Genomic DNA, 25,030 nt, shown 5'->3' on the forward strand with positions numbered 1-25,030 from the left:
TTCACTCCCTGAATATCGGGTTAGTAATGAGCAGGGCTGTACGTGCGTCATTGACGCGTAAAAACGCAAACCGGCTGTCGGCGCAGCCGATCTCTTGGTTAATCCGGCCATTTTGGTTCGGTAGCTCGTGGATTTTGTTCTGCGTGTACAGCAGCACCTGATGATGCGGTTGCACGTCGAGCGCGATATGCAACCGTGATTCGTGGCTGGTTTCGCCTATACCGCTATCGCCAAGCGTAAATTGGTGTAGCTGAATGCGCGGGTCGCTTTGCATATAGCTACGTCCATGTGCGAGAGCAGACAGGATGTCCTGGCGTTGTTGACTGGCGCTATAGACCGAAACATAGGGCAGCGTTAGCGACTTCTCTTTATGGAAATCGCTGCCCGAAGTGACGGCGATGTGATGGCCGTTATGCAACTGCTGTAGCCAATACTGGAAGGTGACTTCGTTATTGGTTGTCGCCTCCCAGGGGCCATTCCACAGCTCCAGCCAGTCGTAGTCTATCAACGGTAACAGCCACGGGCAGTTGTCGCAGAAGGGATGATTAATGCCTATCCGTGCGCCGTTGTACCGCGCTTCGGCTATTTTGTCGGCGATATCCGCATCTGTCGTGCTGGGGAGAAAGCTACGAATAGGCTGGGCGACCCCCAGAAGGTTGGCGTGCCCGCGCGTGGTGGTGAGCTCCATGCCAGGAATCAGGCTCAGCGGCGAATTAATGCCGTCGATCTCCCGGTTTTGTGAGGTGGTGTTGTGATCGGTGAAACAGAGAAAATCAAAGTTCAGGCCGTTAGCTCTTGAGATCAGAGACTCAACGCTCAGTTTGCCGTCGCTGTGCTCCGAATGCAGGTGAGTATCGCCTAACAGCCAGCGCGGGGTTTTACGCTGACGAACAATTTCAATGTGGATATGACAGACGTTGGTAACCCGGTGAAGGCCCAGCAGCACATATCCGCGCCCGTGAGGAATGGGCGCGCGCTGATAGCCCGGTGTGGCAAAGTTTTCGCTGATAACAATATGCTGGCGCGCACCTCCGCTCCAGCCAATCAGGCTATCACCTATTTGCAACCCCAGATCCACGACGTTACCTTCGGCAACACGGTAGCGAATCTCCAACTGTTCAATATCGCTGCCTATCTCAAACGGGATCTGCCGAAATTGCTTTTCTTCGTAAGGATGTACGACGCACTCAAGGTATTTTGTTGAGGTGTTTTCCATCAGGACTCCTCCAGATATTCTTTGCAATCTCCGGCAATCATCACGACCTCTGTGCCGTAGATAATTTGCCATCCGTTATCGCCCACATGCACGACGCCTTTGGCGCGGAGATTTTTCTTCCAGATCTCATCGCTTGCGACCAGCGCCGGGTTGGTGACTTCAACTCGTAGGCGCGAAATACAATTATCAAAGTGTGCAATATTTTCTTTGCCGCCAAACGCCGCGATAATCTGTGTGGCAAATAGAACATCTTTGCTGATGTTGTCGCTGGCTCTATTTTTTACGTCCTGCTTGCTGAATAGTTTGACATCTTCTTCGGTTTGTTCATTTTCCTCTCTGCCTGGCGTCATGACATTAAAACGAATAATTAAATAGCGAAAGGCGACGTAATAGATAACGAAAAATAGGGGTGTTAGCCACAGATATCCCCACAGGTTTAATTTGCCCGGTTGCAGAAGTACGGGAAGAATATCTTTTAGGCATCCACCGTACACGGAGACGTTAGCCATTTCAGTTAAAACAAATATTAATCCGGTTAGCGGAACATGAACAAAATAGAATAACCACGGCGCGACAAATAAGAAGGTATATTCGATAGGTTCGGTTACGCCAAATAACATCATGGTCGCAACTACAGGTAACAACAGACCGGCAACGACTTTTTTGTGCTGAGAGCGGGAGCACTGGTATATCGCCAGTGCGGCGCCAGGCAGGGCGCCAAAGTGCGTCACTACGCGGCCGGACTGAAAGCCCCGAACCAGTAGCTCGGTCGTTTCGTTACAGCCCAACTGCGCCATATAGATATTGGTTGTGCCGCTAACCAGGTTACCGCATACCTCCAGAGAACCGCCCAGTTCCGTCAGACGTATTGGCGTGGTAATTAAGTGATGCAGGCCGACCGGCAGCAGTGATTTATCAGCAACGGCCCAGATAAAAGTGCCGAACATCCCGGAGTCGCCGATCATTTTGCTGAACTGCGCAAGCACCCAACCAATGGGCGGCCAGACGATATAGAGAACACAGCCCATCAGCGAACCGGCGACCAGCGTAACAATTGGCACGGTGCGCGTACCGGCAAAAAAGGAGAGCACCAGCGGCAGTTTGACGTTGTATAAGCGGTTGTGCAGCCAGGCGGTGACAAGCCCTACCGCCATTCCGCCAAACACGCTCATTCGGTAAGTGAACATACCCAGTTCGGTGGTGAAAATGGACGCCTGCTGTACCACCGCGACGGGATCGAGATGTTGTTGAGCGATAAACCAGTCTGCGGTCGTCGTTTGTGCGCTAATCCCTTTTAACGTCAGCAATGTACTGAGGATGTAGTGCATCGACATAAAACACACGGCGCCGGAAAACGCCGCCCAGGCTTTCTCTTTTTTCGCTAAACCAAATGCGACGCCAATCGAGAAAAAGAGGGGAAGGTTGCGAAATACGACATCGCCGGTCGCTTTCATTACGCTAAATGCAATAAACCAGAGAGAGTCTGGTTTAAATAACATTCCTAAATTTAATGCGTCCAGCGTCTCTTTATTGGTGAAAGCCTGCCAAAACCCATAAACATTGAGCCAATCGTAATGATTGATATGGGGACTAGCATGGCTTGTCCAATCATTTGCATCTGTTGCTTCATTAATCATCCTTGTGAATATTTTGAACGGGCAAGACGTGAATGAATTCCAGTTATATGAATGCATTTATAACGTCAAAATATTTTCTTACTGAATGGTTTTAAGGCGTTTTTAATTGATGCGATTAATGTCTTTTATTTATGAGTGAAAAAATAATTGCAGGCTGTTTTATAGTGGCAGATGAGTCTATCACGCTATAAAGGGGATTTTGTGACCGGCATGGCGATAAGATAAATCGATGCTAATAATATTAGCAATGTTTAGATAAATGAGAACTTCACTGGGTTACGTTGAATGTCAGGGTTGAAGCCGAGAGTGGTACGCCCGCGCGGAATGGAATTTTTGTCGGCGATTATTCCTGTGAAAATGTGACGCGCGTCAGATAACTGGCGTGTTTGTCTGGACAATCATTCCTTTTATTCCTTGTTTCGCTTATTCTAGCTGAAGCGTTTCAGTCGATTAAGTGTTCGACATTTAACCAATCAGTCACTGTTTGTGGCAGGTGAGGTTTCCCTCAGCGTTTGGCTGGATTACTCTGTCAGCCACTTTGCACCGGGATAACCTTGCAGGAGACCTATGACCGTACGCGTAGCGATTAATGGCTTCGGTCGCATTGGACGTAACGTGGTTCGTGCTTTATATGAATCCGGACGCCGTGCGGAAATCACCGTAGTGGCAATCAATGAGCTGGCAGATGCAGCGGGTATCGCGCATTTGTTGAAGTACGATACCAGCCATGGCCGCTTTGCCTGGGATGTTCGCCAGGAGCGTGAACAACTCTACGTTGGCGACGACGTTATCCGTCTTCTGCATGAGCGCTCTATCGAGGCGCTCCCCTGGCGTGAACTGTCGGTTGATGTGGTTCTCGACTGCACCGGTGTATACGGTAGCCGTCTTGATGGTGAAGCGCATATCGCCGCAGGCGCGAAGAAAGTGCTCTTTTCACATCCTGGCAGCAATGATCTCGACACCACCGTGGTGTATGGGGTTAACCAACACGAGTTGCGTGCGGAACACCGTATTGTGTCCAACACCTCCTGCACCACGAATTGCATCATTCCCGTCATCAAATTGTTGGATGATGCCTACGGCATTGAATCGGGAACGGTCACGACTATCCACTCCGCGATGCATGACCAGCAGGTGATTGACGCCTATCACCCGGATTTACGCCGTACACGCGCGGCTAGCCAGTCGATCATTCCGGTAGATACTAAACTTGCTGCGGGCATTGCTCGAATTTTCCCGCAGTTTAGTGACCGTTTTGAGGCAATCGCGGTGCGCGTGCCGACCATCAACGTGACGGCAATTGACCTTAGCGTGACGGTGAAAAAGCCAGTAAAAGCAAATGAAGTCAACCAGTTGCTGCAAAAAGCAGCACAGGGTGCATTTCATGGTATAGTTGACTATACGGAATTACCGTTGGTCTCAACTGATTTTAATCACGACCCGCACAGTGCCATTGTTGATGGTACGCAGACGCGAGTCAGTGGCGCACATCTGATCAAAACACTGGTCTGGTGTGATAACGAATGGGGCTTTGCTAACCGGATGCTCGACACCACGTTAGCAATGGCAGCTATTGGTTTCAGGCTCGACGCTTGAGCGTCGGCAAAACTTTAAGTATCAACGAGAGGATTCACCATGTCTGTAATTAAGATGACCGATCTGGATCTTGCTGGTAAACGTGTTTTTATCCGTGCGGATCTGAACGTACCAGTTAAAGAAGGGAAAGTGACCAGCGATGCGCGTATCCGTGCTTCTCTGCCGACCATTGAGCTGGCTCTGAAACAGGGCGCGAAAGTCATGGTAACTTCTCACCTGGGTCGTCCGACCGAAGGCGAGTACAACGAAGAATTCTCTCTGCTGCCGGTTGTTAATTACCTGAAAGACAAACTGTCTAACCCGGTTCGTCTGGTAAAAGATTACCTGGACGGCGTAGAAGTGGCTGACGGTGAACTGGTTGTTCTGGAAAACGTTCGCTTTAACAAAGGCGAGAAGAAAGACGACGAAGCGCTGTCCAAAAAATACGCTGCACTGTGCGACGTGTTCGTGATGGATGCATTCGGTACTGCTCACCGCGCTCAGGCGTCTACCCACGGTATCGGCAAATTTGCTGATGTAGCGTGCGCAGGCCCGCTGCTGGCGGCTGAACTGGACGCGCTGGGTAAAGCACTGAAAGAACCAGCTCGCCCAATGGTTGCTATCGTTGGTGGTTCTAAAGTTTCTACCAAACTGACCGTTCTGGACTCCCTGTCTAAAATCGCTGACCAGCTGATCGTCGGCGGTGGTATCGCGAACACCTTCGTTGCAGCTCAAGGCCACAACGTCGGTAAATCCCTGTACGAAGCAGACCTGGTTGACGAAGCGAAACGCCTGCTGACTATCTGTGATATCCCAGTTCCAACGGACGTTCGCGTAGCGACTGAGTTCTCTGAGACTGCTCCAGCAACCCTGAAATCCGTATCTGACGTTAAAGAAGACGAGCAGATCCTGGATCTGGGTGATGTTTCTGCTGAGAAACTGGCTGACATCCTGAAAAACGCAAAAACTATCCTGTGGAACGGCCCAGTTGGCGTGTTCGAATTCCCGAACTTCCGCAAAGGTACTGAAATTGTTGCTAACGCTATCGCAGATAGCGATGCGTTCTCTATCGCAGGCGGCGGCGACACCCTGGCAGCTATCGACCTGTTCGGTATTGCTGACAAAATTTCCTACATCTCCACTGGCGGCGGCGCATTCCTCGAATTCGTGGAAGGCAAAGTTCTGCCGGCAGTAGCTATGCTCGAAGAGCGCGCTAAGAAGTAAATCTTTGTGGGCAGGGAAACCTGCCCATTTTTCAGCGCGCTGTACAAGCACGCACCCTTCAACGGTCGAAGATACAGATACAGGACTCGTAACATGTCTAAAATTTTTGATTTCGTAAAACCGGGCGTCATCACTGGCGACGACGTTCAGAAAGTATTCCAGGTAGCAAAAGAAAATAACTTTGCTCTGCCGGCAGTTAACTGCGTCGGTACCGACTCCATCAACGCCGTTCTGGAAACCGCTGCTAAAGTTAAAGCGCCGGTTATCGTTCAGTTCTCTAACGGTGGTGCTGCTTTCATCGCGGGTAAAGGCGTGAAAACCGACGTTCCTCAGGGCGCGGCAATCCTGGGCGCTATCTCCGGTGCGCATCACGTTCACCAGATGGCTGAGCACTACGGTGTTCCTGTTATCCTGCACACTGACCACTGCGCGAAGAAACTGCTGCCGTGGATCGACGGTCTGCTGGACGCGGGTGAAAAACACTTCGCGGCTACCGGTAAGCCACTGTTCTCTTCTCACATGATTGACCTGTCTGAAGAGTCTCTGCACGAAAACATCGAAATCTGCTCCAAATACCTGGCACGCATGTCCAAAATGGGCATGACCCTGGAAATCGAACTGGGTTGCACCGGTGGCGAAGAAGACGGCGTAGACAACAGCCACATGGACGCTTCTGCTCTGTACACTCAGCCAGAAGACGTTGATTACGCTTACACCGAGCTGAGCAAAATCAGCCCACGTTTCACCATCGCTGCTTCCTTCGGTAACGTACACGGTGTGTACAAACCAGGTAACGTGGTTCTGACTCCAACCATCCTGCGCGATTCCCAGGAATATGTTTCTAAGAAACACAACCTGCCGCACAACAGCCTGAACTTCGTCTTCCACGGCGGTTCCGGTTCTACTGCTCAGGAAATCAAAGACTCCGTAAGCTACGGCGTAGTGAAAATGAACATCGATACCGATACCCAGTGGGCAACTTGGGAAGGTATCCTGAACTACTACAAAACCAACGAAGCTTACCTGCAAGGTCAGCTGGGCAACCCGAAAGGCGAAGACCAGCCGAACAAGAAATACTACGATCCGCGCGTATGGCTGCGTGCCGGTCAGCAGACTATGATTACTCGTCTGGAACAGGCTTTCACTGAGCTGAACGCGAAAGACGTTCTGTAAGAAAACCTGCTTGTTTTGCCTAAAAGCCCGCTATGCAGCGGGCTTTTTTATTGCCTTTCAATATGATGGGCAGGTATAAAAAACGTGATCAATTTGGCAATATACCGATATTTTGTTTAACCTTTATACCTAACCTGTGCATTGCAGGTTCGTTTTTTGTTTCTCATCCGGGTATCCATAAGGAATATTGAATGGAAGATTTAAACGTTGTCGGTAGCATTAATGATGCCGGTTCATGGCTGGTGCGCAACCAGGAGTTACTACTGAGCTACGTCGTCAATATTGTTGCGGCAATCGCGATAATCATCGTCGGGATGATTGCGGCGCGCGTGGTGTCGAACACCGTAAACCGCCTGATGCGGGCGCGTAAAATTGATGCCACCGTGGCTGATTTTCTCTCTGCGCTGGTGCGCTATGCGGTGATTGCCTTCACGCTGATTGCTGCTCTGGGGCGCATCGGTGTGCAAACGGCATCGGTTATCGCTGTGCTGGGTGCGGCAGGTTTGGCCGTAGGCTTGGCGCTGCAAGGCTCGCTGTCCAACTTAGCCGCAGGTGTACTGCTCGTGATGTTCCGCCCGTTCCGTGCGGGTGAATACGTTGATCTGGGCGGTGTGGCCGGTACGGTGCTGAGCGTGCAGATTTTCTCAACCACTATGCGTACCGTTGACGGTAAAATCGTGGTTATCCCTAATGGCAAAATTATTGCCGGGAATATCATTAACTTCTCACGCGAGCCTGCCCGCCGTAACGAATTCATCATCGGTGTTTCGTACGATGCGGATATCGACCAGGTTAAACAACTGCTGACCAGGATCCTTGAGTCTGACAGCCGTATTCTGAAAGACCGTGAAATTACCGTGCGTCTGAATGAGCTGGGGCCATCCTCGGTGAATTTCGTTGTGCGGGCATGGAGTCTGAGCAGTGACCTGCAAAACGTCTACTGGGATGTGCTGGAGCGCATTAAGCGCGAATTTGATGCCAACGGTATCAGCTTCCCCTATCCGCAGATGGACGTACATGTGAACCGTGTAAAAGAGGACGTGAGCGAGTAAATTCGCCTGCGAGAAAAAACGCCCGCCGTGGATATCCCGGCGGGCGTTTTTTATTTCATCGATTCTGCAATAATTTTGCTAACGCCCTGCATCAGCATGCCCGCATCGTTTATCCCTTTGCTTTCCTGTTGAGTCACCCATTCGGCCTGAGCTTGCTTATAGCCGGTGGCCGCTTGCCACGTATTCAACTCACTTTTCGTCATGAAATGAACGTTCGTCCCTTCTTTTTCCATCTTTTTCGCCATCGCGAGAAGACTTTCATCCAGTACTGCACCAAGACGTTTTTCCGTTATGGCCGCCGCTCGCTGGATGGCGGCTCGGTCCTGCACATCAAGGTTATCCCACACCGTTTTATTCATCACCAGAAGATAGACATGTCCAAGCCAGAGCGAAGGGGAGAGCTGAATATAAGGGGCCGCGCGCTGGGCATTGATATCGTCTCCGCTGTCGAGGTTAACCAGCAGGCCATCAAGCTGCCCTTCTTGCAACGCATCGGTGATTTTTTCATCCCACGGCATACGAACCGGTACGCCGCCCGCATTGCGCAAAAATGACTGATGCCAAAAGCTGGCGGTTCGCCATTTGCTGCCGTTCAACTGTGCCAGTTGGACGTTTGGCTTGGTGGTAAAGAATCCTGCTGGATATCCCAGGAAAAATTGCAGGTTTACCAGATTATTTTTTTCCAGCTCATTACTGAACTGCTGATATTCACTGAAGATGCGCTGGAAGACATTCACCTGCGCAGCGCCGTTATCCGGCCCCAGGGGGAAACTTTTAAACATCTGGTGGCGTGGGAGCTGTTCTGGCGTGTATTCAGGGACGACGATCCCGATATCCGCAGCATCGCCCTGGCTAATCGTTTTTAAGGCGTTATAGCTGGTGGATAGCTCACCATTCCAGCGGGCGTCGATTTTCAGACGCCCCAGCGATTCGCTCTCAATGGCACTAAAAAAAGTCTCTTTAATCAGCCGGGTACGCATGTTGCCGTAGGGTTCGTGGTCGGTATAGCGCAGTGTTTTCGCCGCGCTAGCGGAGGCAGGCAGCAAGCTGGTGAATATTGATGCAGCACAGAAAAGTAAAACGGTCGTATTAGGCTTCATACCCATTCCTTTGGTATGGTTAATGAGGCTTCCAACATACTCCTTATTCTGAGTCCAGGCGCTTGTTAATATCTGAAAATAGGGGGCACGAGAATAATTATTAGTAATGCTAATTATAGATTAACATTATCCATTTCCTCTAATGTCCGTCTCGCAGTATAGTCTGCCGCTAACGACAACTATATGAGAAGTACTTCATGTTATCTTATTATTTTCAGGGTCTTGCGCTTGGCGCAGCGATGATCCTGCCGCTTGGCCCGCAGAATGCGTTTGTCATGAACCAGGGGATCCGCCGCCAGTATCACTTGATGATCGCGCTGTTGTGCGCGGTCAGTGATTTACTGCTGATTTGCGCCGGTATTTTTGGCGGCAGCGCGCTGTTGATGGCGTCACCGTGGCTGCTGGCGTTGGTGACCTGGGGCGGTGTGGCGTTCCTGCTGTGGTATGGTTTTGGGGCGCTGAAAACAGCGATGGGCAGTAATATCGAACTGGCTAACGCCGAAGTCATGAAGCAGGGGCGTTGGAAAATTATTGCTACCATGCTGGCGGTTACCTGGCTTAACCCACATGTCTACCTCGATACTTTTGTGGTGCTGGGAAGCCTGGGCGGCCAGTTAGAGGCGATTCCGAAGCGCTGGTTTGCACTGGGAACGATTAGCGCCTCATTCCTGTGGTTCTTTGCCCTTGCGTTTTTGGCGGCCTGGTTGGCTCCACGCCTGCGCACTGCCAAAGCACAGCGGATAATCAACTCGGTGGTGGGACTGGTGATGTGGTTTATCGCCTTTCAGTTGGCAAGAGAGGGCGTTGCGCATCTGCACGTGCTCCTCAACTAAGCTTCATCTGATGGACTTTCTTTCTGCAACGGCTAAGCTTGCAGGCAAGACCCCGTTGTCGGGTGATAACCATGGAGATACAACAGTGAAGTTTAAAGTGATGGCTCTGGCCGCAGTAATTGGGTTTAGTGCAATGGCGGTACAGGCAAATGAATTGCCAGATGGCCCGCATATCGTAACGTCAGGGACTGCAAGCGTTGATGCGGTTCCGGATATCGCGACGCTTGCCATCGAAGTTAACATGGCCGCAAAAGACGCGGCGAGCGCGAAAAAACAGGCTGACCAGCGTGTTGCGCAATATCTCTCCTTCCTTGAGCAAAGCGGCGTGTCGAAGAAAGATATCAGTTCGGCAAACCTGCGTACTCAACCAGATTACGACTACCAAAACGGTAAAAGCATATTAAAAGGCTATCGTGCCGTGCGCACGGTAGAAGTGACGCTGCGTCAGTTGGATAAACTGAACTCGCTGCTCGATGGCGCGCTGAAGGCCGGACTGAATGAAATTCGCTCCGTGTCGCTGGGTGTTGCGCAACCTGATGCCTATAAAGACAAAGCGCGTAAAGCCGCGATCGATAACGCAATTCACCAGGCGCAGTCTCTGGCGGCCGGTTTCCACAGCAAACTGGGGCCGGTATACAGCGTGCGTTATCATGTCTCTAATTATCAGCCAAGCCCGATGGTGCGCATGATGAAAGCGGATGCCGCCCCAGTTTCCGCACAGGAAAGCTACGAGCAGGCAACGATTCAGTTTGACGACCAGGTTGATGTGGTATTCCAGCTTCAGCCTGAGCAGGCTGCGGCCCCAGCTCCCGCAGCAGCGCCAGCCGCCGCGAAGTAACCGTCTATTCAACCCCTCGCTTGCGAGGGGTTTTTCTTTCCGACTTAATCCTGACGTAACACTTTATGCCCGTAAGTTAACAGGGCATCGGTGACTTTGCGCATCATCCGGCTTTCTGGCGCAAAACGGTGCCAGTAGAGCATCCGACGCTGGAACAGGCCCGGCGTGAGGTCGATAAGCTCGCCGCTGGCTAACTCTTTTTCAATTTGCAGGTGCGGAATCATACAGCAGGTTGTGCCCTGGCGAGCCAGTTGGACAAATGCTTCAGATGAATTAACGATATGGCACGGTACGCTGCCCGGCGGCAAATCGAAATTCTGCTGTAAAAACGCCTGATGCATATCGTCCAAATGGTCGAACGCCACCGCAGGGGCTTTCAACAGCGCGGAGCGGGTGACGCCATTAGGGAAATAACGCTCGGCAAACGGCTTTGAACCGACAAACAGATAGTCGAGGGCGCCAAGCTGATCAACCAGGCAGCTTGGCAGCGCCTGTGGTTGAATACTGACCGCGCCAACCACTTCACCGCGACGCAGGCGTTCTTGGGTACGCGTTTCATCTTCCACCTGTAAATTCAGGCGGATAGGCGAACTCCCCAACACCTCTGCCAATGCGGGCAGCAGCCAGGTTGCCAGACTGTCGGCGTTGACCGCCAGCGACAGCAGCAGCGGCGTAGAGCCGGTTTCATCGCCCAGCCACTCTTCTTCCAGCAGCTCAACCTGGCGCAGCAACGCCAGCAGCTTTTGTCCCTGTTCGGTGGGGCGCGGTGGCACGGTACGAACCAGCAACGGCTGTCCAAACATGTTCTCGAGTTGTTTAATTCTCTGCGAGACGGCGGACTGAGTGATGCACAGTTTCTGCGCGGCGCGTTCAAAACCACGTTCCCTGATAACGGCATCAAGCGCCTGTAGTGTTCTGTAGTCCGGACGTTTCATTACTTTGAGCGACTCCCCTGTAGGTATTACCTGCACTATGACATAAATTTAACGCAGATACAGACGAAAATGGTTTGCACTTTTCTGTGATAAATATCACGTATTAACACTGTGAATGTATGTGCCCGATTTGAGGCCAGTCACCAACTCGAATTGTTGCAGAGTTCTGTTCTATAATGCGCGCCAGATAATGACACCACAGGCGAAACTATCATGACGCAGGATGAACTGAAAAAAGCAGTAGGCTGGGCGGCGCTTCAATACGTACAGCCGGGTACGATTGTGGGTGTAGGCACGGGTTCTACCGCAGCGCACTTTATTGACGCGTTGGGCACGATGAAAGGGCAAATCGAAGGCGCGGTTTCCAGCTCAGATGCTTCTACCGAGAAGCTGAAAAGCCTCGGCATCACCGTTTTCGATCTGAACGAAGTCGATCGTTTAGGCATCTACGTCGATGGCGCAGATGAAATTAATGGTCATATGCAGATGATCAAAGGCGGTGGCGCGGCGCTGACGCGTGAAAAAATCATCGCTTCCGTGGCCGACAAATTTATCTGTATCGCTGATGCTTCCAAGCAGGTTGATATTCTGGGTAACTTCCCACTGCCGGTTGAAGTTATTCCAATGGCGCGCAGCGCCGTCGCGCGTGAACTGGTGAAACTAGGTGGTCGCCCGGAATACCGCCAGGGCGTGGTGACGGATAACGGCAACGTTATTCTGGACGTACATGGCCTGGAAATCCTCGATGCGATTGCTTTGGAGAATGCGATTAACGCAATTCCAGGTGTCGTCACCGTTGGATTATTCGCCAACCGTGGTGCGGATGTTGCGCTCATTGGTACGGCTGATGGCGTGAAGACCATTGTGAAGTAATCTGCCTGGGGGAACGTCGTTTCCCCCTAACTTTTTTTTATGGGCATAATTTAGTGACATCTGTCACATTTAATCTTAGCACCCCATTAACATCCCAGTAGATTTATCCTCCTCAGCATTTTGTTCTGTAATCTCTCGCTGAATGACATTTCCTCAGCATGGCGACGCAAACGTTCATATTGCCGCAATAATTTTTTTTGATATGTTGCTTAGGTGAACTTTCGTTCAACACAACATGAGTAAAACAAAGACAGGGCGGGGAAATGGCTAAGGTATCACTGGAAAAAGATAAGATTAAATTTCTGCTGGTTGAAGGCGTACACCAGAAGGCGCTGGATAGCCTTCGTGCAGCAGGATATACCAACATTGAGTTTCACAAAGGCGCGCTGGACACCGAACAGCTGAAAGAGTCGATCCGTGATGCCCATTTCATCGGTCTGCGTTCCCGTACTCATTTGACGGAAGAGATCTTCGCCGCTGCCGAAAAACTGGTCGCCGTGGGCTGCTTCTGCATCGGGACTAACCAGGTTGACTTAAAAGCGGCAGCCCGGCGCGGAGTGCCAGTCTTTAACGCACCGTTCTCGAACACCCGTTCCGTGGCCGAGCTGGTGATTGGCGAGCTTTTGCTGCTGTTGCGCGGTGTGCCGGAAGCGAATGCGAAAGCGCACCGTGGCGTGTGGAATAAACTGGCGGTTGGCTCGTTTGAAGCGCGCGGTAAAAAACTGGGGATTATCGGTTACGGTCATATCGGTACTCAACTGGGGATTCTGGCTGAGTCTCTGGGGATGCATGTTTTCTTCTACGACATTGAAAATAAACTACCGCTAGGTAACGCGACGCAGGTTCAGCATCTTTCCGACCTTCTGAACATGAGCGACGTGGTGAGCCTGCATGTGCCGGAAAATGCGTCGACTAAAAATATGATAGGCGCTGAAGAGTTAGCGCTGATGAAGCCAGGTGCGCTGTTGATTAACGCCTCTCGCGGTACGGTTGTTGATATTCCTGCGCTGTGCGATGCGCTGGCGCGTAAACATCTGTCCGGCGCGGCTATCGATGTGTTCCCAACTGAACCGGCAACGAATAGCGATCCGTTTACATCACCGCTATGCGAATTTGACAACGTGATTCTGACGCCGCACATCGGTGGCTCGACTCAGGAAGCGCAGGAAAATATCGGTCTGGAAGTCGCGGGTAAACTGGCTAAGTATTCTGACAATGGCTCGACGCTTTCTGCGGTGAACTTCCCTGAAGTCTCCCTGCCGTTGCACGGTGGCCGCCGCCTACTGCACATCCACGAAAACCGTCCTGGCGTGTTGACCGCTATTAACCAGATTTTCGCCGAGCAAGGGGTGAACATCGCCGCGCAGTACCTGCAAACCACCCCGCAAATGGGCTACGTGGTTATTGATATTGAAGCGGAAGAAGACGTAGCGCTGAAAGCACTGCAAAGCATGAAAGCGATTCCGGGTACGGTTCGCGCACGTATGCTGTTCTAATTTCTGATTAACGGGCAGGCAAGTGGTCTGCCCGCATTCCCCTCGTTACTCCCCGTCCTGCCATCTTCTGCTTCTCATACATCCGTTTCGCGAGGCTTAGCGCAAATCGCGATTTAAGGTCGTAGTGTGCATTGCTCATCAGTAAAAGAAATTTACGATAGGGATTCAGCAGGACGCTGAAACGGAAAAGCCCCTACCGAAGCAGGGGCCCTAATAAGGAAAGGGACGATGATGAATTACCTCATCATGCTGCTTATTTTGTTAATGATCGCTTACCCAGCCTATTAACATAAAGAAGCAGGAGGGAGGTTCGCCTCCCTCACCCTTTACCGAGGAATGTAGGTCAAAAAAACAGCGGTGTCAATCGACGTAAATTGTCTACCATTGCCACACTTTTGCTGGTGTCACAACGGCGGGCAACGGAATATCCCACTGCTCGATGGGTAATGCCTCGACCCGCTGGCAATCATGGGCATAGCCTACGGGGTAGATGCCGTGTTGTTGCCAGTTTTGCAGCGTGCGATCGTAAAAACCACCGCCCATTCCTAGCCGCTGCCCTTGTTCATCGAAGGCGACAAGCGGGGTGATGAGTACGTCAAGTTTATCCAGGGGGAGTACATCGCGGACATCCAGCTTTGGCTCGCGAATTTTCAGCCGATTAACCACGAGCTCACTGTGCGGATGATAATGCAGAAACAACAAATTGCCGGGGCTGAAAGGGTGGAGCACCGGTAAATATACGCGTTTACCCGCCTGCCAGAGTCGCTCAATTAACGGCTGCGTATCCAGCTCACCGTCGAAAGAGAGAAACAGCGCGACGGTTTGCGCGTTAAGCATCGGCGGCCAGGCCATCATACGGGCGGCGGCTTGTTGACCGTAAAGCGTTTGTTGTTGTGGCGTGAGCGCACGACGCCGTTGCCGGATAATTTGGCGAATGTCGTTTCGGGAGAGTGGTGACGCTGAATGCTGTGTCATAAGACCGGGTAGGTAGAAGGGGAATCTCCGAGATGCCGCCGCAGGCTGTAACCCTTGAACCCTTGGTTCAAGGTGAATGCGTCGTCACAGTTTTAAGGCTTCTCGGACGGACCGAGCATGCTCACCAACCGTGGAGCGCCACATTCTTGTGGTATGAAATATCGGCTCAGGGGACTGGCCCGCTTGCGAACATCTCAGAGAAATTTTGTCTTCGCAGTTACTCTACCACAGTAAACTACAAAGTGTTATTCAAACTTTGGCCCTGACTTTTCAGATACGCGACCCTGGTCAAGCAACGCTTGTTCAATGGTCTGCTGTAGCATCCGAATGCGCTGCTCCATACTGGAAGCGTAATCGCGCGTCTTCGCCTTTTCCTGAGTTAACTCATAGCTGATGTTCAACGCGGCGATGAAAACCAGCTGCTCAGTATTTGTGACTCTAGTGCGTTCTTTCAGATCTTGCAACCGCTGATTCAGATCGTCCGCAGCCTGGTTCAAAGCATCCCTTTGTTCAGGCGGGCAATTCACGCGAAGTGAACGGCCAAAAATATGGATATCGACGGGTTGTGCAGACATGCCACCTTCCTGCTGATTGACTGCGCGGCCTTCACACTCAGGATGTGAAGGGGCGACACTATAGCTACCCTGGTATGAACATTCAAGCCCTTTTCTGGTGTCCCCAGGGTCCAAAGTGGTAGCATATCATGAAATCCTCCCAACAATGACGAATGCGCATGTCTATACAGAATGAAATGCCTGGCTACACCGTAATGGGCCAGCAGTTAAACCAACAAGGGGTAGGCCTGACGCCTGCTGAAATGCACGGCCTGCTCAGCGGTTTGCTCTGCGGCGGCAACAAAGACAGTTCATGGCAGACGCTGGTTCATGACCTGACCAACGAAGGTCTGGCATTTGGTCACGAGCTGGCTCAGTCGATGCGTTCAATGCATTCAGCCACCAGCGACGCGCTGGAAGATGACGGCTTCCTGTTCCAGCTTTACCTGCCAGATGGCGACGATATTAGCGTATTTGAACGCGCCGATGCGTTGTCCGGCTGGGTAAACCACTTCCTGTTAGGGCTGGGAATGATGCAGCCAAAACTGGATAAAGTGAAAGATGAAACTGGCGAAGCCATTGACGATCTTCGAAATATTGCGCAACTTGGCTATGACGAAGATGAAGATCAGGAAGAGCTGGAGATGTCACTGGAGGAAATTATCGAATACGTTCGCGTAGCGGCGCTGCTGTGCCACGATACGTTCACCCATGCGCAGCCGACAGCACCGGAAGTTCAAAAGCCAACATTACACTAACCATACCTGCTCTGCTTGCCGCGCAATACCGGTGAGCAGGGCGCTTAGGGATTGAAAGGAGATGTCATGACACAGCAAGCGTTTCTCCGCCGTCGCCAGGCGCTGCTGGCGCAAATGAAGCCAGGTAGCGCAGCATTGATTTTTGCCGCACCAGAAGTGACCCGTAGTGCGGATTCTGAATACCCTTATCGCCAGAACAGCGATTTTTGGTACTTCACCGGCTTTAACGAGCCAGAAGCCTTGCTGGTGCTGATTAAAAGCGATGACACTCACAACCATAGCGTCCTGTTCAACCGCGTTCGCGACTTAACGGCAGAGATTTGGTTTGGTCGCCGCCTGGGGCAAGACGCCGCACCGGAAAAACTCGGCGTTGATCGTGCGCTGGCGTTTAGCGAAGTCAACCAACAGCTATTCCAACTGCTGAATGGCCTGGACGTCATTTATCATGCTCAAGGCGAATACACCTGGGCTGATGAGATAGTCTTTACGGCGCTGGATAAACTGCGCAAAGGCTCGCGCCAGAACCTGACGGCCCCGGACGCCATTATTGATTGGCGTCCAATGGTGCATGAAATGCGCCTGTTTAAAGACAGCGAAGAGATTGAAATTCTGCGTCGTGCCGGTGAAATCAGCGCGCTGGCTCACACCCGCGCGATGGAGAAATGTCGTCCAGGGATGTTCGAATATCAGTTGGAAGGCGAAATTCTGCATGAATTTAGCCGCCACGGTGCGCGCTATCCGTCCTACAACACCATTGTTGGCGGCGGTGAAAATGGCTGCATTCTGCACTACACCGAAAACGAATCTGAACTGCGTGATGGCGAACTGGTGCTGATTGATGCCGGTTGTGAATATCAAGGCTACGCAGGCGACATCACCCGCACCTTCCCGGTGAACGGTAAATTTACCCCAGCGCAGCGGGCTATTTACGACATCGTTCTCGCCTCGCTATATAAAGCGCTGGAGCTATATCGCCCTGGCACGTCGATTCAGGAAGTGACCACAGAAGTGGTGCGTATCATGGTGACGGGCCTGCATCGACTTGGCATCCTCAAAGGCGAAGTGGAGCAGTTGATTAGCGAAAACGCTCATCGCCCGTTCTTTATGCATGGCCTGAGCCACTGGCTGGGGCTGGATGTGCACGACGTTGGCACTTACGGGGCGGATCGCTCCCGCCTGCTGGAGCCGGGTATGGTGCTGACCGTTGAACCCGGGCTGTATATTGCGCCAGACGCGGATGTCCCGGCGGAATATCGCGGTATCGGCATTCGTATTGAGGACGACATCCTTATTACGCAAGACGGCAACGAAAACCTCACCGCAAGCGTGGTGAAAGATGCCGATGCCATCGAAGCACTGATGTCGGCGGCGCGCCAGCTATGAGTTTAATTATTGTCGGCGGCGGCATGGCGGGAGCCACGCTGGCGCTGGCGGTTTCGCACTTAACGGCGGGCCGCCTGCCGGTGCACCTGGTGGAAGCGGCGGATATTCATGCCGCCCAGCATCCAGGTTTTGACGCCCGCGCGATTGCGCTCGCGGCAGGCACTTGCCAGCAGCTCGCGAAAGTGAATCTCTGGCAGGCAATAGCGGATTGTGCGACGCCGATAACCCACGTGCACGTTAGCGATCGCGGGCACGCCGGATTTGTCACGCTTGATGCGCAGGACTATCGTCTGGCGGCGCTGGGCAATGTGGTTGAACTGCACGATGTCGGCCAGCGTTTATTTGCTCTGTTGCGCAAGGCGCGTGGCGTAACGCTACATTGCCCGTCGCGGGTTGAGCAGGTGCAGCGCCAGCAGGATAGCGTCAGCGTCACCCTGGACAACGGCGAAACGCTGCATGGCAAACTGCTGGTGGCCGCCGATGGCTCGCGTTCTTCGCTGGCTGCGCAGTGCGGTATGCTCTGGCAACAGGAGCCGTACAACCAGGTCGCGGTGATTGCCAATGTCACCACCGCCGTGCCGCATCAGGGGCGAGCGTTTGAACGCTTCACCGAACATGGGCCGTTAGCGATGTTGCCGATGGCGCAAAATCGCTGCTCGCTGGTGTGGTGTCATCCGCTGGAAAATCATGATGATGTCCTGAATTGGTCTGATTCCCGTTTTTGCAGTGAATTGCAGCGGGCGTTTGGCTGGCGGCTGGGGCGTATCACCCATGCCGGTGCGCGCAGCGCCTACCCGTTATCTTTGATGACCGCGACACGAGCGGTATCACACCGTTTGGCGCTGGTGGGCAATGCCGCGCAGACGCTGCATCCGATTGCCGGACAAGGCTTCAATCTGGGTATGCGCGATGTAATGACGCTGGCGGAAACTCTGGCGCAGGCGTATGCGGCAGAAAGTGACATTGGCGATTACGCCTTGCTGTGCCAGTATCAGCGCCAGCGAGCCGAGGATAAAGCCGCCACCATCGGCGTGACCGATGGGCTGGTGCATTTGTTTGCTAACCGCTGGGCACCGCTGGTTGTTGGTCGCAACGCGGGGTTGATGGCGATGGAATTATTAACGCCCGCACGTGATGTGTTGGCGCAGAGGACGCTAGGCTGGGTCGCCCGCTAATAGCTGTTAAGGAGTTAATGTGCAAAGTGTTGATGTCGCCATTGTAGGCGGTGGAATGGTCGGGCTGGCGGTGGCCTGCGGTTTGCAGGGCAGCGGGCTACGGGTCGCCGTGCTGGAACAATCGCTGCCGCAGCCGCTTGCCGCCGATGCGCCGCCTGCGCTACGCGTATCCGCCATTAATGCTGGCAGCGAAAAGCTGCTGTCGAAGCTGGATGTCTGGTCGGCAATTGTCGCTCAACGCGCCAGTTGCTATCACGGCATGGAAGTGTGGGATAAAGACAGTTTTGGTCGCATCGCGTTTGACGATCGCAGCATGGGCTACAGCCATCTTGGTCATATTGTTGAAAACGCAGTGATTCATCAGGCGTTGTGGCAGAAAGCACAGCGTTGTGCCGACGTCACGCTGATGGCTCCGGCAGAGTTGCAGCAGGTCGTATGGGGCGAAAATGACGCCTTTTTAACCTTGAAAGACGGCAATATGCTGACAGCGCGTCTGGTGATTGGTGCTGATGGCGCAAACTCCTGGCTGCGCAGCAAAGCCGACATCCCGCTGACCTTCTGGGACTATCGCCATCACGCGCTGGTGGCGACCGTTCGCACGGAAGAACCGCACGATGCGGTGGCGCGTCAGAGTTTCCACGGTGAGGGTATCCTGGCGTTCCTGCCATTGTCTGACCCGCATTTGTGCTCCATTGTCTGGTCGCTGTCGCCACAGGAAGCGGAGCGGATGCAACAGGCGGATGAGGCCGAGTTTAACCAGGCGCTTAACCTGGCGTTCGATAACCGCCTCGGGCTGTGTAAAGTCGAGAGCGAGCGGCAAATTTATCCGCTCACCGGGCGTTATGCGCGCCAGTTTGCTGCACACCGTCTGGCGTTGGTCGGCGATGCCGCTCACACTATTCATCCGCTGGCGGGGCAGGGCGTCAACCTGGGTTTTATGGATGCCGCCGAGCTGATTGCTGAGCTGCGTCGTTTACATGCCGAAGGCAAAGACATCGGCCAGCATTTTTATCTGCGCCGCTATGAGCGTAGCCGTAAGCACAGCGCCGCGTTGATGCTGGCGGGAATGCAAGGCTTCCGTGAGCTATTTGCAGGTGACAACCCCGCGAAAAAACTGCTGCGTGATATCGGCCTGAAACTGGCAGACACGCTTCCCGGCGTGAAGCCGCAATTAATTCGTCAGGCTATGGGCCTGAATGACCTGCCTGAGTGGCTTCGTTAACTCGCTCACACTTTTGCTCCCGGTCACTTCGCCGGGGGCATGACCTCTCATTTGAAATATTCTAATTTCACGTCATTTTTCGCATTAGATTTTTTAATCTGTCTGTTTTTACAAAACGAAAATCTTGCCCTGTTTTACGCAGGAAATATCAGCTTATGCTGAATCGATAACCATTGATGTTAATTATATGTGGTGTAATTCGCTTTTTTGCAGTTGATCCTTCTGTATGCTTTTTCGCGACTTTTGGTCATAAGCTAATGTGATGACCCTTTTTTCTTGATGGTTTAGCGCTGGGTTCGGTGGTAAGTTCAGGGAAAAGAGAACGTTTGCGTCGATGCCTGAACAGGCGTCGGCATTCTGTTTTGTAGTGCGAGATATTCAACGAGGACATGATGGCTCAACAAACGCCTTTGTATGACCAGCACGTGCTATGTGGCGCGCGAATGGTAGATTTCCACGGCTGGATGATGCCGCTGCACTATGGGTCGCAGATTGATGAGCACCACGCGGTGCGCACCGACGCCGGAATGTTCGATGTGTCGCATATGACCATCGTCGATCTCCACGGTAGCCGGACGCGAGAATTTCTGCGCTACCTGTTGGCGAATGACGTCGCCAAGCTCACCAAGCCGGGCAAAGCGCTGTATAGCGGTATGCTCAATGCATCAGGTGGCGTTATCGATGACCTGATCGTTTATTACCTCACCGAAGATTATTTCCGCCTCGTTGTAAACTCCGCCACTCGCGAAAAAGACCTCTCCTGGATTACCCAACACGCTGAACCTTATGCCATCGACATCACCGTACGTGATGACCTGTCGCTGATTGCCGTGCAGGGGCCGAATGCTCAGGCAAAAGCCACCAGCCTGTTTAGCGATGAGCAGCGCCACGCAGTCGAAGGTATGAAACCGTTCTTCGGCGTCCAGGCGGGTGACTTCTTTATTGCGACCACCGGTTACACCGGTGAAGCGGGTTATGAAATTGCGCTGCCAAAAGAACAGGCAGCAGATTTCTGGCAAGCGCTGGTGCAGGCGGGCGTTAAACCTTGTGGTCTGGGCGCGCGCGATACGCTGCGCCTTGAAGCGGGAATGAACCTATACGGGCAGGAAATGGATGAAGGCATCTCTCCGCTGGCCGCCAATATGGGCTGGACGATTGCCTGGGAACCGGCAGACCGCAACTTTATTGGTCGCGACGTGCTGGAACTGGAGCGCGAGAAAGGCACTGACCAACTGGTAGGCCTGGTGATGACCGAAAAAGGTGTACTGCGCGGTGAGCTGCCGGTGCGTTTCACTGATGCGAATGGCAACGCGCGCGAAGGTGTGATCACCAGCGGGACATTTTCCCCAACATTAGGCCACAGTATTGCTCTGGCTCGTGTTCCGGCGGGCATTGGCGAAACCGCCATTGTGCAAATCCGTAACCGCGAAATGCCGGTAAAAGTCACTAAACCTATTTTTGTACGAAACGGCAAAGCCGTAGCGTAACCCATTCTTATTCTGGAGATTTTATTGATGAGCAACGTACCAGCAGAACTGAAATACAGCAAAGAACACGAATGGCTGCGTAAAGAAGCCGACGGCAGCTACGGCGTAGGGATCACCGAACATGCGCAGGAATTACTGGGCGACATGGTGTTTGTTGACCTGCCAGAAGTGGGCGCAACAGTGAGCGCGGGCGATGACTGTGCTGTAGCAGAGTCCGTAAAAGCAGCTTCCGATATCTACGCGCCAATCAGCGGCGAAATCGTCGCGGTGAACGAAGCGCTGGGCGACTCGCCGGAGCTGGTGAACAGCGAACCGTACGCGGGCGGCTGGATTTTTAAAATCAAGGCCAGCGACGAAGCGGAAGTTGCCGCCCTGCTGGACGCAACGGCATACGAAGCGCTACTCGAAGACGAATAATGCAGTGCCTGTAGGCCGGATAAGTGTAGCGCCATCAGACGAGAGGCGCAGGATGCCGGATGGCGGCGTTGCCTTATCCGTCCTACAAAAACAGGTTGGCCAGCGCCATCGGGCCAACCGGGCAGATAATTACGATTCACCGCACGTTTCAGGAACCATCGCTCATGACACAGACTTTAAGCCAGCTTGAAAACCGTGGCGCGTTTATTGAACGTCACATCGGGCCGGATGCTCAGCAGCAACAAGAGATGCTCAAAACCGTAGGCGCGGATTCATTAAACGCCCTGATCGGGCAAATTGTGCCGAAAGATATCCAGCTTGCTACGCCGCCGCAGGTAGGCGACGCCACCACAGAATTCGCCGCGCTGGCGGAGCTGAAGGCGATTGCCAGCCGCAACAAGCGCTTTAAGTCTTACATTGGCATGGGTTATGCCCCAGTGCAGTTACCGCCGGTTATCCTGCGCAACATGCTGGAAAATCCGGGCTGGTATACCGCTTACACCCCGTATCAGCCAGAAGTGTCGCAAGGGCGCCTGGAAGCACTGCTTAACTTCCAACAGGTGACGCTGGATCTTACCGGCCTCGACATGGCTTCGGCCTCACTGCTGGATGAAGCCACTGCCGCAGCCGAAGCGATGGCGATGGCTAAGCGCGTTAGCAAACTGAAAGGCGCAAACCGCTTCTTCGTTGCCGCCGATGTGCATCCGCAAACGCTGGATGTGGTGCGTACCCGCGCGGAAACCTTTGGTTTTGAAGTGATTGTGGACGACGCTGACAAAGCGCTGGATCATCAGGATGTTTTCGGCGTGCTGTTGCAGCAGGTGGGTACGACCGGTGAAGTTCACGACTACAGCAAACTGATTGCTGAGCTGAAATCACGCAAAATTATCGTTAGCGTCGCCGCTGACTTTATGGCGCTGGTGCTGTTAACTGCACCGGGCAAACAGGGCGCGGATGTGGTCTTTGGTTCTGCCCAGCGTTTTGGCGTACCGATGGGCTACGGTGGCCCACACGCGGCCTTCTTCGCCGCAAAAGATGAATTCAAACGCGCGATGCCAGGCCGTATTATCGGCGTATCGAAAGATGCAGCGGGCAATACTGCGCTGCGCATGGCGATGCAAACTCGCGAGCAGCATATCCGCCGTGAGAAAGCGAACTCCAACATTTGTACTTCGCAGGTGCTGTTGGCGAATATCGCCAGCCTGTACGCGGTGTATCACGGCCCGGTTGGCCTGAAACGTATTGCGAACCGCATTCACCGTCTGACCGATATTCTGGCTGCTGGTTTACAGCAAAAAGGCCAGAAACTGCGTTATGCGCACTACTTCGACACTCTGTGCGTTGAAGTGGCTGACAAAGCCGCTGTGCTGGCGCGCGCGCAGGCCGCAGAAATCAACCTGCGCAGCGATATTCTCAACGCCGTGGGGATTACGCTGAACGAAACGACCACTCGTGAAGATGTATTGAACCTGTTTAGCGTGATTCTGGGCGATAACCACGGCCTGGACATCGACGCGCTGGACAAAGACGTGGCGCTCGATAGCCGCGCGATCCCGGCGGCGATGCTGCGTGATGACGCGATCCTCAGCCATCCGGTATTTAACCGTTACCATAGCGAAACCGAGATGATGCGCTACATGCACTCTCTGGAGCGTAAAGATCTGGCGCTGAATCAGGCGATGATCCCGCTAGGTTCGTGCACCATGAAACTCAACGCGGCAGCGGAAATGATCCCGATCACCTGGCCGGAATTTGCAGAACTGCACCCGTTCTGCCCCGTTGAGCAGGCCGAAGGTTATCATCAGATGATCGGCCAGCTTTCCGAATGGCTGGTGAAATTAACCGGTTACGACGCACTGTGTATGCAGCCAAATTCTGGCGCACAGGGCGAGTATGCCGGCCTGCTGGCGATTCGTCACTATCACGAAAGCCGTAACGACGGACACCGTGATATCTGCCTGATCCCAAGCTCTGCTCACGGTACTAACCCAGCATCCGCACAAATGGCGGGGATGCAGGTGGTCGTGGTGGCATGTGACAAAAACGGCAATATCGATCTGGCGGATCTGCGCGCGAAGGCTGAACAGCACTCCGCAAACCTCTCCTGCATTATGGTGACCTACCCATCTACTCACGGCGTGTATGAAGAGACGATCCGTGAAGTGTGCGAAATCGTCCACCAGTTTGGCGGTCAGGTGTATCTCGACGGCGCAAACATGAATGCGCAGGTCGGCATCACTTCACCTGGCTTTATTGGCGCGGATGTCTCGCACCTGAACCTGCACAAAACCTTCTGCATCCCACACGGCGGCGGCGGCCCGGGCATGGGGCCGATTGGGGTTAAAGCGCATCTGGCTCCGTTTGTTCCAGGGCACAGCGTGGTACACATTGAAGGCATGTTGACCCGTCAGGGCGCGGTTTCTGCCGCACCGTTCGGCAGCGCGTCTATCCTGCCTATCAGTTGGATGTACATCCGCATGATGGGCGCGGAAGGCTTAAAACAGGCGAGCCAGGTGGCGATTTTGAACGCCAACTATATTGCCAGCCGCCTGAAAGAGGCTTATCCGGTGCTGTATACCGGCCGCGATGGTCATGTGGCGCACGAATGTATTCTTGATATTCGCCCACTGAAAGAAGAGACAGGGATTAGCGAGCTGGATATTGCTAAGCGCCTGATTGACTACGGTTTCCACGCGCCGACCATGTCCTTCCCTGTAGCGGGCACGCTGATGGTGGAGCCGACTGAATCAGAAAGCAAAGCCGAGTTGGATCGCTTTATTGATGCCATGCTGGCGATTCGCAGCGAAATCGACCGTGTAAAAGCGGGCGAGTGGACGCTGGAAGATAACCCGCTGGTGAACTCGCCGCACACGCAAAATGAGCTGGTGGCGGAGTGGAACCACGGTTATAGCCGTGAAGTTGCGGTATTCCCGGCGGGCGTAGCGAATAAATATTGGCCGACGGTGAAACGTCTGGATGATGTTTATGGCGATCGTAACCTGTTCTGCTCGTGCGTTCCGATGAGCGAATACCAGTAACGCTCAACGGGCACTACTTTATAAAGACGCTACGGCGTCTTTATTTTTTTGGGAGAAGCGGATGTGCAC

At 53.1% G+C, this 25,030-nt stretch carries 21 protein-coding genes and 1 other RNA gene; 15 read left to right on the forward strand and 7 right to left on the reverse strand.

Features of this window, described 5'->3' with window-relative positions; translation table 11 throughout:
* Nucleotide 1: 1 nt before the first annotated feature.
* Nucleotides 2-1,216, reverse strand: coding sequence for a CehA/McbA family metallohydrolase (locus AC6I4B_RS04315; RefSeq protein WP_497769875.1), 1,215 nt, complete (start codon nucleotides 1,214-1,216; stop codon nucleotides 2-4).
* Nucleotides 1,216-2,715 (reverse strand): PTS transporter subunit EIIC, encoded by a 1,500-nt coding sequence (locus tag AC6I4B_RS04320; RefSeq protein ID WP_497769876.1) that lies wholly within the window; start codon nucleotides 2,713-2,715, stop codon nucleotides 1,216-1,218. Before AC6I4B_RS04320 ends, AC6I4B_RS04315 begins: the two co-directional genes overlap by 1 nt.
* A gap of 705 nt (nucleotides 2,716-3,420) precedes the next feature.
* Here AC6I4B_RS04320 and epd point away from each other — a divergent pair.
* The 4 genes from epd to mscS all read left to right on the forward strand — a co-directional run bounded on the left by epd (nucleotide 3,421) and on the right by mscS (nucleotide 7,877).
* Nucleotides 3,421-4,449 carry an erythrose-4-phosphate dehydrogenase gene (gene epd, locus AC6I4B_RS04325; protein WP_497769878.1) on the forward strand — a complete coding sequence of 343 codons (1,029 nt, stop codon included), beginning with the start codon at nucleotides 3,421-3,423 and terminating at the stop codon, nucleotides 4,447-4,449.
* A 39-nt stretch (nucleotides 4,450-4,488) separates the two neighbouring features.
* Complete coding sequence (gene pgk / locus AC6I4B_RS04330) at nucleotides 4,489-5,652, forward strand: phosphoglycerate kinase (RefSeq protein WP_497769879.1); 1,164 nt, start codon at nucleotides 4,489-4,491, stop codon at nucleotides 5,650-5,652.
* 93 nt (nucleotides 5,653-5,745) lie between these two features.
* On the forward strand, nucleotides 5,746-6,825 hold the full coding sequence (gene fbaA, locus AC6I4B_RS04335; protein WP_497769880.1) for a class II fructose-bisphosphate aldolase: 1,080 nt from the start codon (nucleotides 5,746-5,748) through the stop codon (nucleotides 6,823-6,825).
* Between the two features lie 191 nt (nucleotides 6,826-7,016).
* A complete protein-coding gene (gene mscS, locus AC6I4B_RS04340) occupies nucleotides 7,017-7,877 on the forward strand; it encodes a small-conductance mechanosensitive channel MscS (protein ID WP_497769882.1) in 861 nt (286 codons plus the stop codon).
* Between the two features lie 50 nt (nucleotides 7,878-7,927).
* On the opposite strand, the gene dctP is transcribed toward mscS, so the two are convergent.
* Nucleotides 7,928-8,977, reverse strand: a complete 1,050-nt coding sequence (dctP, locus tag AC6I4B_RS04345) for a TRAP transporter substrate-binding protein DctP (RefSeq protein WP_497769883.1) — start codon at nucleotides 8,975-8,977, stop codon at nucleotides 7,928-7,930.
* A gap of 197 nt (nucleotides 8,978-9,174) precedes the next feature.
* Here dctP and argO point away from each other — a divergent pair, with 197 nt between their 5' ends.
* Nucleotides 9,175-9,810 carry an arginine exporter ArgO gene (gene argO, locus AC6I4B_RS04350; RefSeq protein WP_497769885.1) on the forward strand — a complete coding sequence of 212 codons (636 nt, stop codon included), beginning with the start codon at nucleotides 9,175-9,177 and terminating at the stop codon, nucleotides 9,808-9,810.
* Between the two features lie 85 nt (nucleotides 9,811-9,895).
* On the forward strand, nucleotides 9,896-10,648 hold the full coding sequence (locus AC6I4B_RS04355; RefSeq protein ID WP_497769887.1) for an oxidative stress defense protein: 753 nt from the start codon (nucleotides 9,896-9,898) through the stop codon (nucleotides 10,646-10,648).
* Between the two features lie 44 nt (nucleotides 10,649-10,692).
* Here AC6I4B_RS04355 and argP read toward each other — a convergent pair whose 3' ends face one another.
* Entirely contained in the window at nucleotides 10,693-11,583 is an 891-nt protein-coding gene (gene argP / locus AC6I4B_RS04360) for a DNA-binding transcriptional regulator ArgP (RefSeq protein WP_497769890.1), read from the reverse strand.
* Nucleotides 11,584-11,796: 213 nt separating this feature from the next.
* On the opposite strand from argP, the gene rpiA reads away from it, so the two are divergent.
* Together rpiA and serA are read left to right on the forward strand one after the other, a co-directional pair.
* Nucleotides 11,797-12,456: a ribose-5-phosphate isomerase RpiA gene (gene rpiA, locus AC6I4B_RS04365; protein ID WP_497769893.1), complete on the forward strand. Its 660-nt coding sequence runs from the start codon at nucleotides 11,797-11,799 to the stop codon at nucleotides 12,454-12,456.
* Between the two features lie 263 nt (nucleotides 12,457-12,719).
* Nucleotides 12,720-13,952 (forward strand): phosphoglycerate dehydrogenase, encoded by a 1,233-nt coding sequence (gene serA / locus AC6I4B_RS04370; RefSeq protein ID WP_497769895.1) that lies wholly within the window; start codon nucleotides 12,720-12,722, stop codon nucleotides 13,950-13,952.
* A 378-nt stretch (nucleotides 13,953-14,330) separates the two neighbouring features.
* Here serA and AC6I4B_RS04375 read toward each other — a convergent pair whose 3' ends face one another.
* From AC6I4B_RS04375 to zapA, 3 genes are all read right to left on the reverse strand, one after another.
* Nucleotides 14,331-14,927 carry a 5-formyltetrahydrofolate cyclo-ligase gene (locus AC6I4B_RS04375; RefSeq protein WP_497769897.1) on the reverse strand — a complete coding sequence of 199 codons (597 nt, stop codon included), beginning with the start codon at nucleotides 14,925-14,927 and terminating at the stop codon, nucleotides 14,331-14,333.
* A gap of 20 nt (nucleotides 14,928-14,947) precedes the next feature.
* Nucleotides 14,948-15,131, reverse strand: a non-coding RNA gene (gene ssrS / locus AC6I4B_RS04380) — 6S RNA.
* 41 nt (nucleotides 15,132-15,172) lie between these two features.
* A complete protein-coding gene (zapA, locus tag AC6I4B_RS04385) occupies nucleotides 15,173-15,502 on the reverse strand; it encodes a cell division protein ZapA (protein WP_497769898.1) in 330 nt (109 codons plus the stop codon).
* A 158-nt stretch (nucleotides 15,503-15,660) separates the two neighbouring features.
* Here zapA and AC6I4B_RS04390 point away from each other — a divergent pair, with 158 nt between their 5' ends.
* The 7 genes from AC6I4B_RS04390 (at nucleotide 15,661) to gcvP (ending at nucleotide 24,961) form a co-directional block, all read left to right on the forward strand.
* On the forward strand, nucleotides 15,661-16,239 hold the full coding sequence (locus AC6I4B_RS04390) for a YecA/YgfB family protein (protein ID WP_497769899.1): 579 nt from the start codon (nucleotides 15,661-15,663) through the stop codon (nucleotides 16,237-16,239).
* A 66-nt stretch (nucleotides 16,240-16,305) separates the two neighbouring features.
* Nucleotides 16,306-17,622: a Xaa-Pro aminopeptidase gene (gene pepP, locus AC6I4B_RS04395; RefSeq protein ID WP_497769900.1), complete on the forward strand. Its 1,317-nt coding sequence runs from the start codon at nucleotides 16,306-16,308 to the stop codon at nucleotides 17,620-17,622.
* Nucleotides 17,619-18,797: a 2-octaprenyl-6-methoxyphenyl hydroxylase gene (gene ubiH / locus AC6I4B_RS04400; protein ID WP_497769901.1), complete on the forward strand. Its 1,179-nt coding sequence runs from the start codon at nucleotides 17,619-17,621 to the stop codon at nucleotides 18,795-18,797. The genes pepP and ubiH overlap by 4 nt, the downstream gene beginning before the upstream one ends.
* Before the next feature lie 19 nt (nucleotides 18,798-18,816).
* Nucleotides 18,817-20,019 (forward strand): FAD-dependent 2-octaprenylphenol hydroxylase, encoded by a 1,203-nt coding sequence (ubiI, locus tag AC6I4B_RS04405; RefSeq protein ID WP_497769903.1) that lies wholly within the window; start codon nucleotides 18,817-18,819, stop codon nucleotides 20,017-20,019.
* 392 nt (nucleotides 20,020-20,411) lie between these two features.
* Nucleotides 20,412-21,506, forward strand: coding sequence for a glycine cleavage system aminomethyltransferase GcvT (gene gcvT, locus AC6I4B_RS04410; protein WP_497771934.1), 1,095 nt, complete (start codon nucleotides 20,412-20,414; stop codon nucleotides 21,504-21,506).
* Between the two features lie 27 nt (nucleotides 21,507-21,533).
* Entirely contained in the window at nucleotides 21,534-21,923 is a 390-nt protein-coding gene (gene gcvH / locus AC6I4B_RS04415) for a glycine cleavage system protein GcvH (RefSeq protein WP_497769904.1), read from the forward strand.
* 164 nt (nucleotides 21,924-22,087) lie between these two features.
* The gene (gene gcvP, locus AC6I4B_RS04420) at nucleotides 22,088-24,961 is read left to right on the forward strand and encodes an aminomethyl-transferring glycine dehydrogenase (protein ID WP_497769906.1); all 2,874 of its coding nucleotides are present in this window, start codon (nucleotides 22,088-22,090) and stop codon (nucleotides 24,959-24,961) included.
* Nucleotides 24,962-25,030: the final 69 nt, after the last annotated feature.

The sequence above is a fragment of the Kluyvera fluvialis genome, from assembly GCF_059725275.1.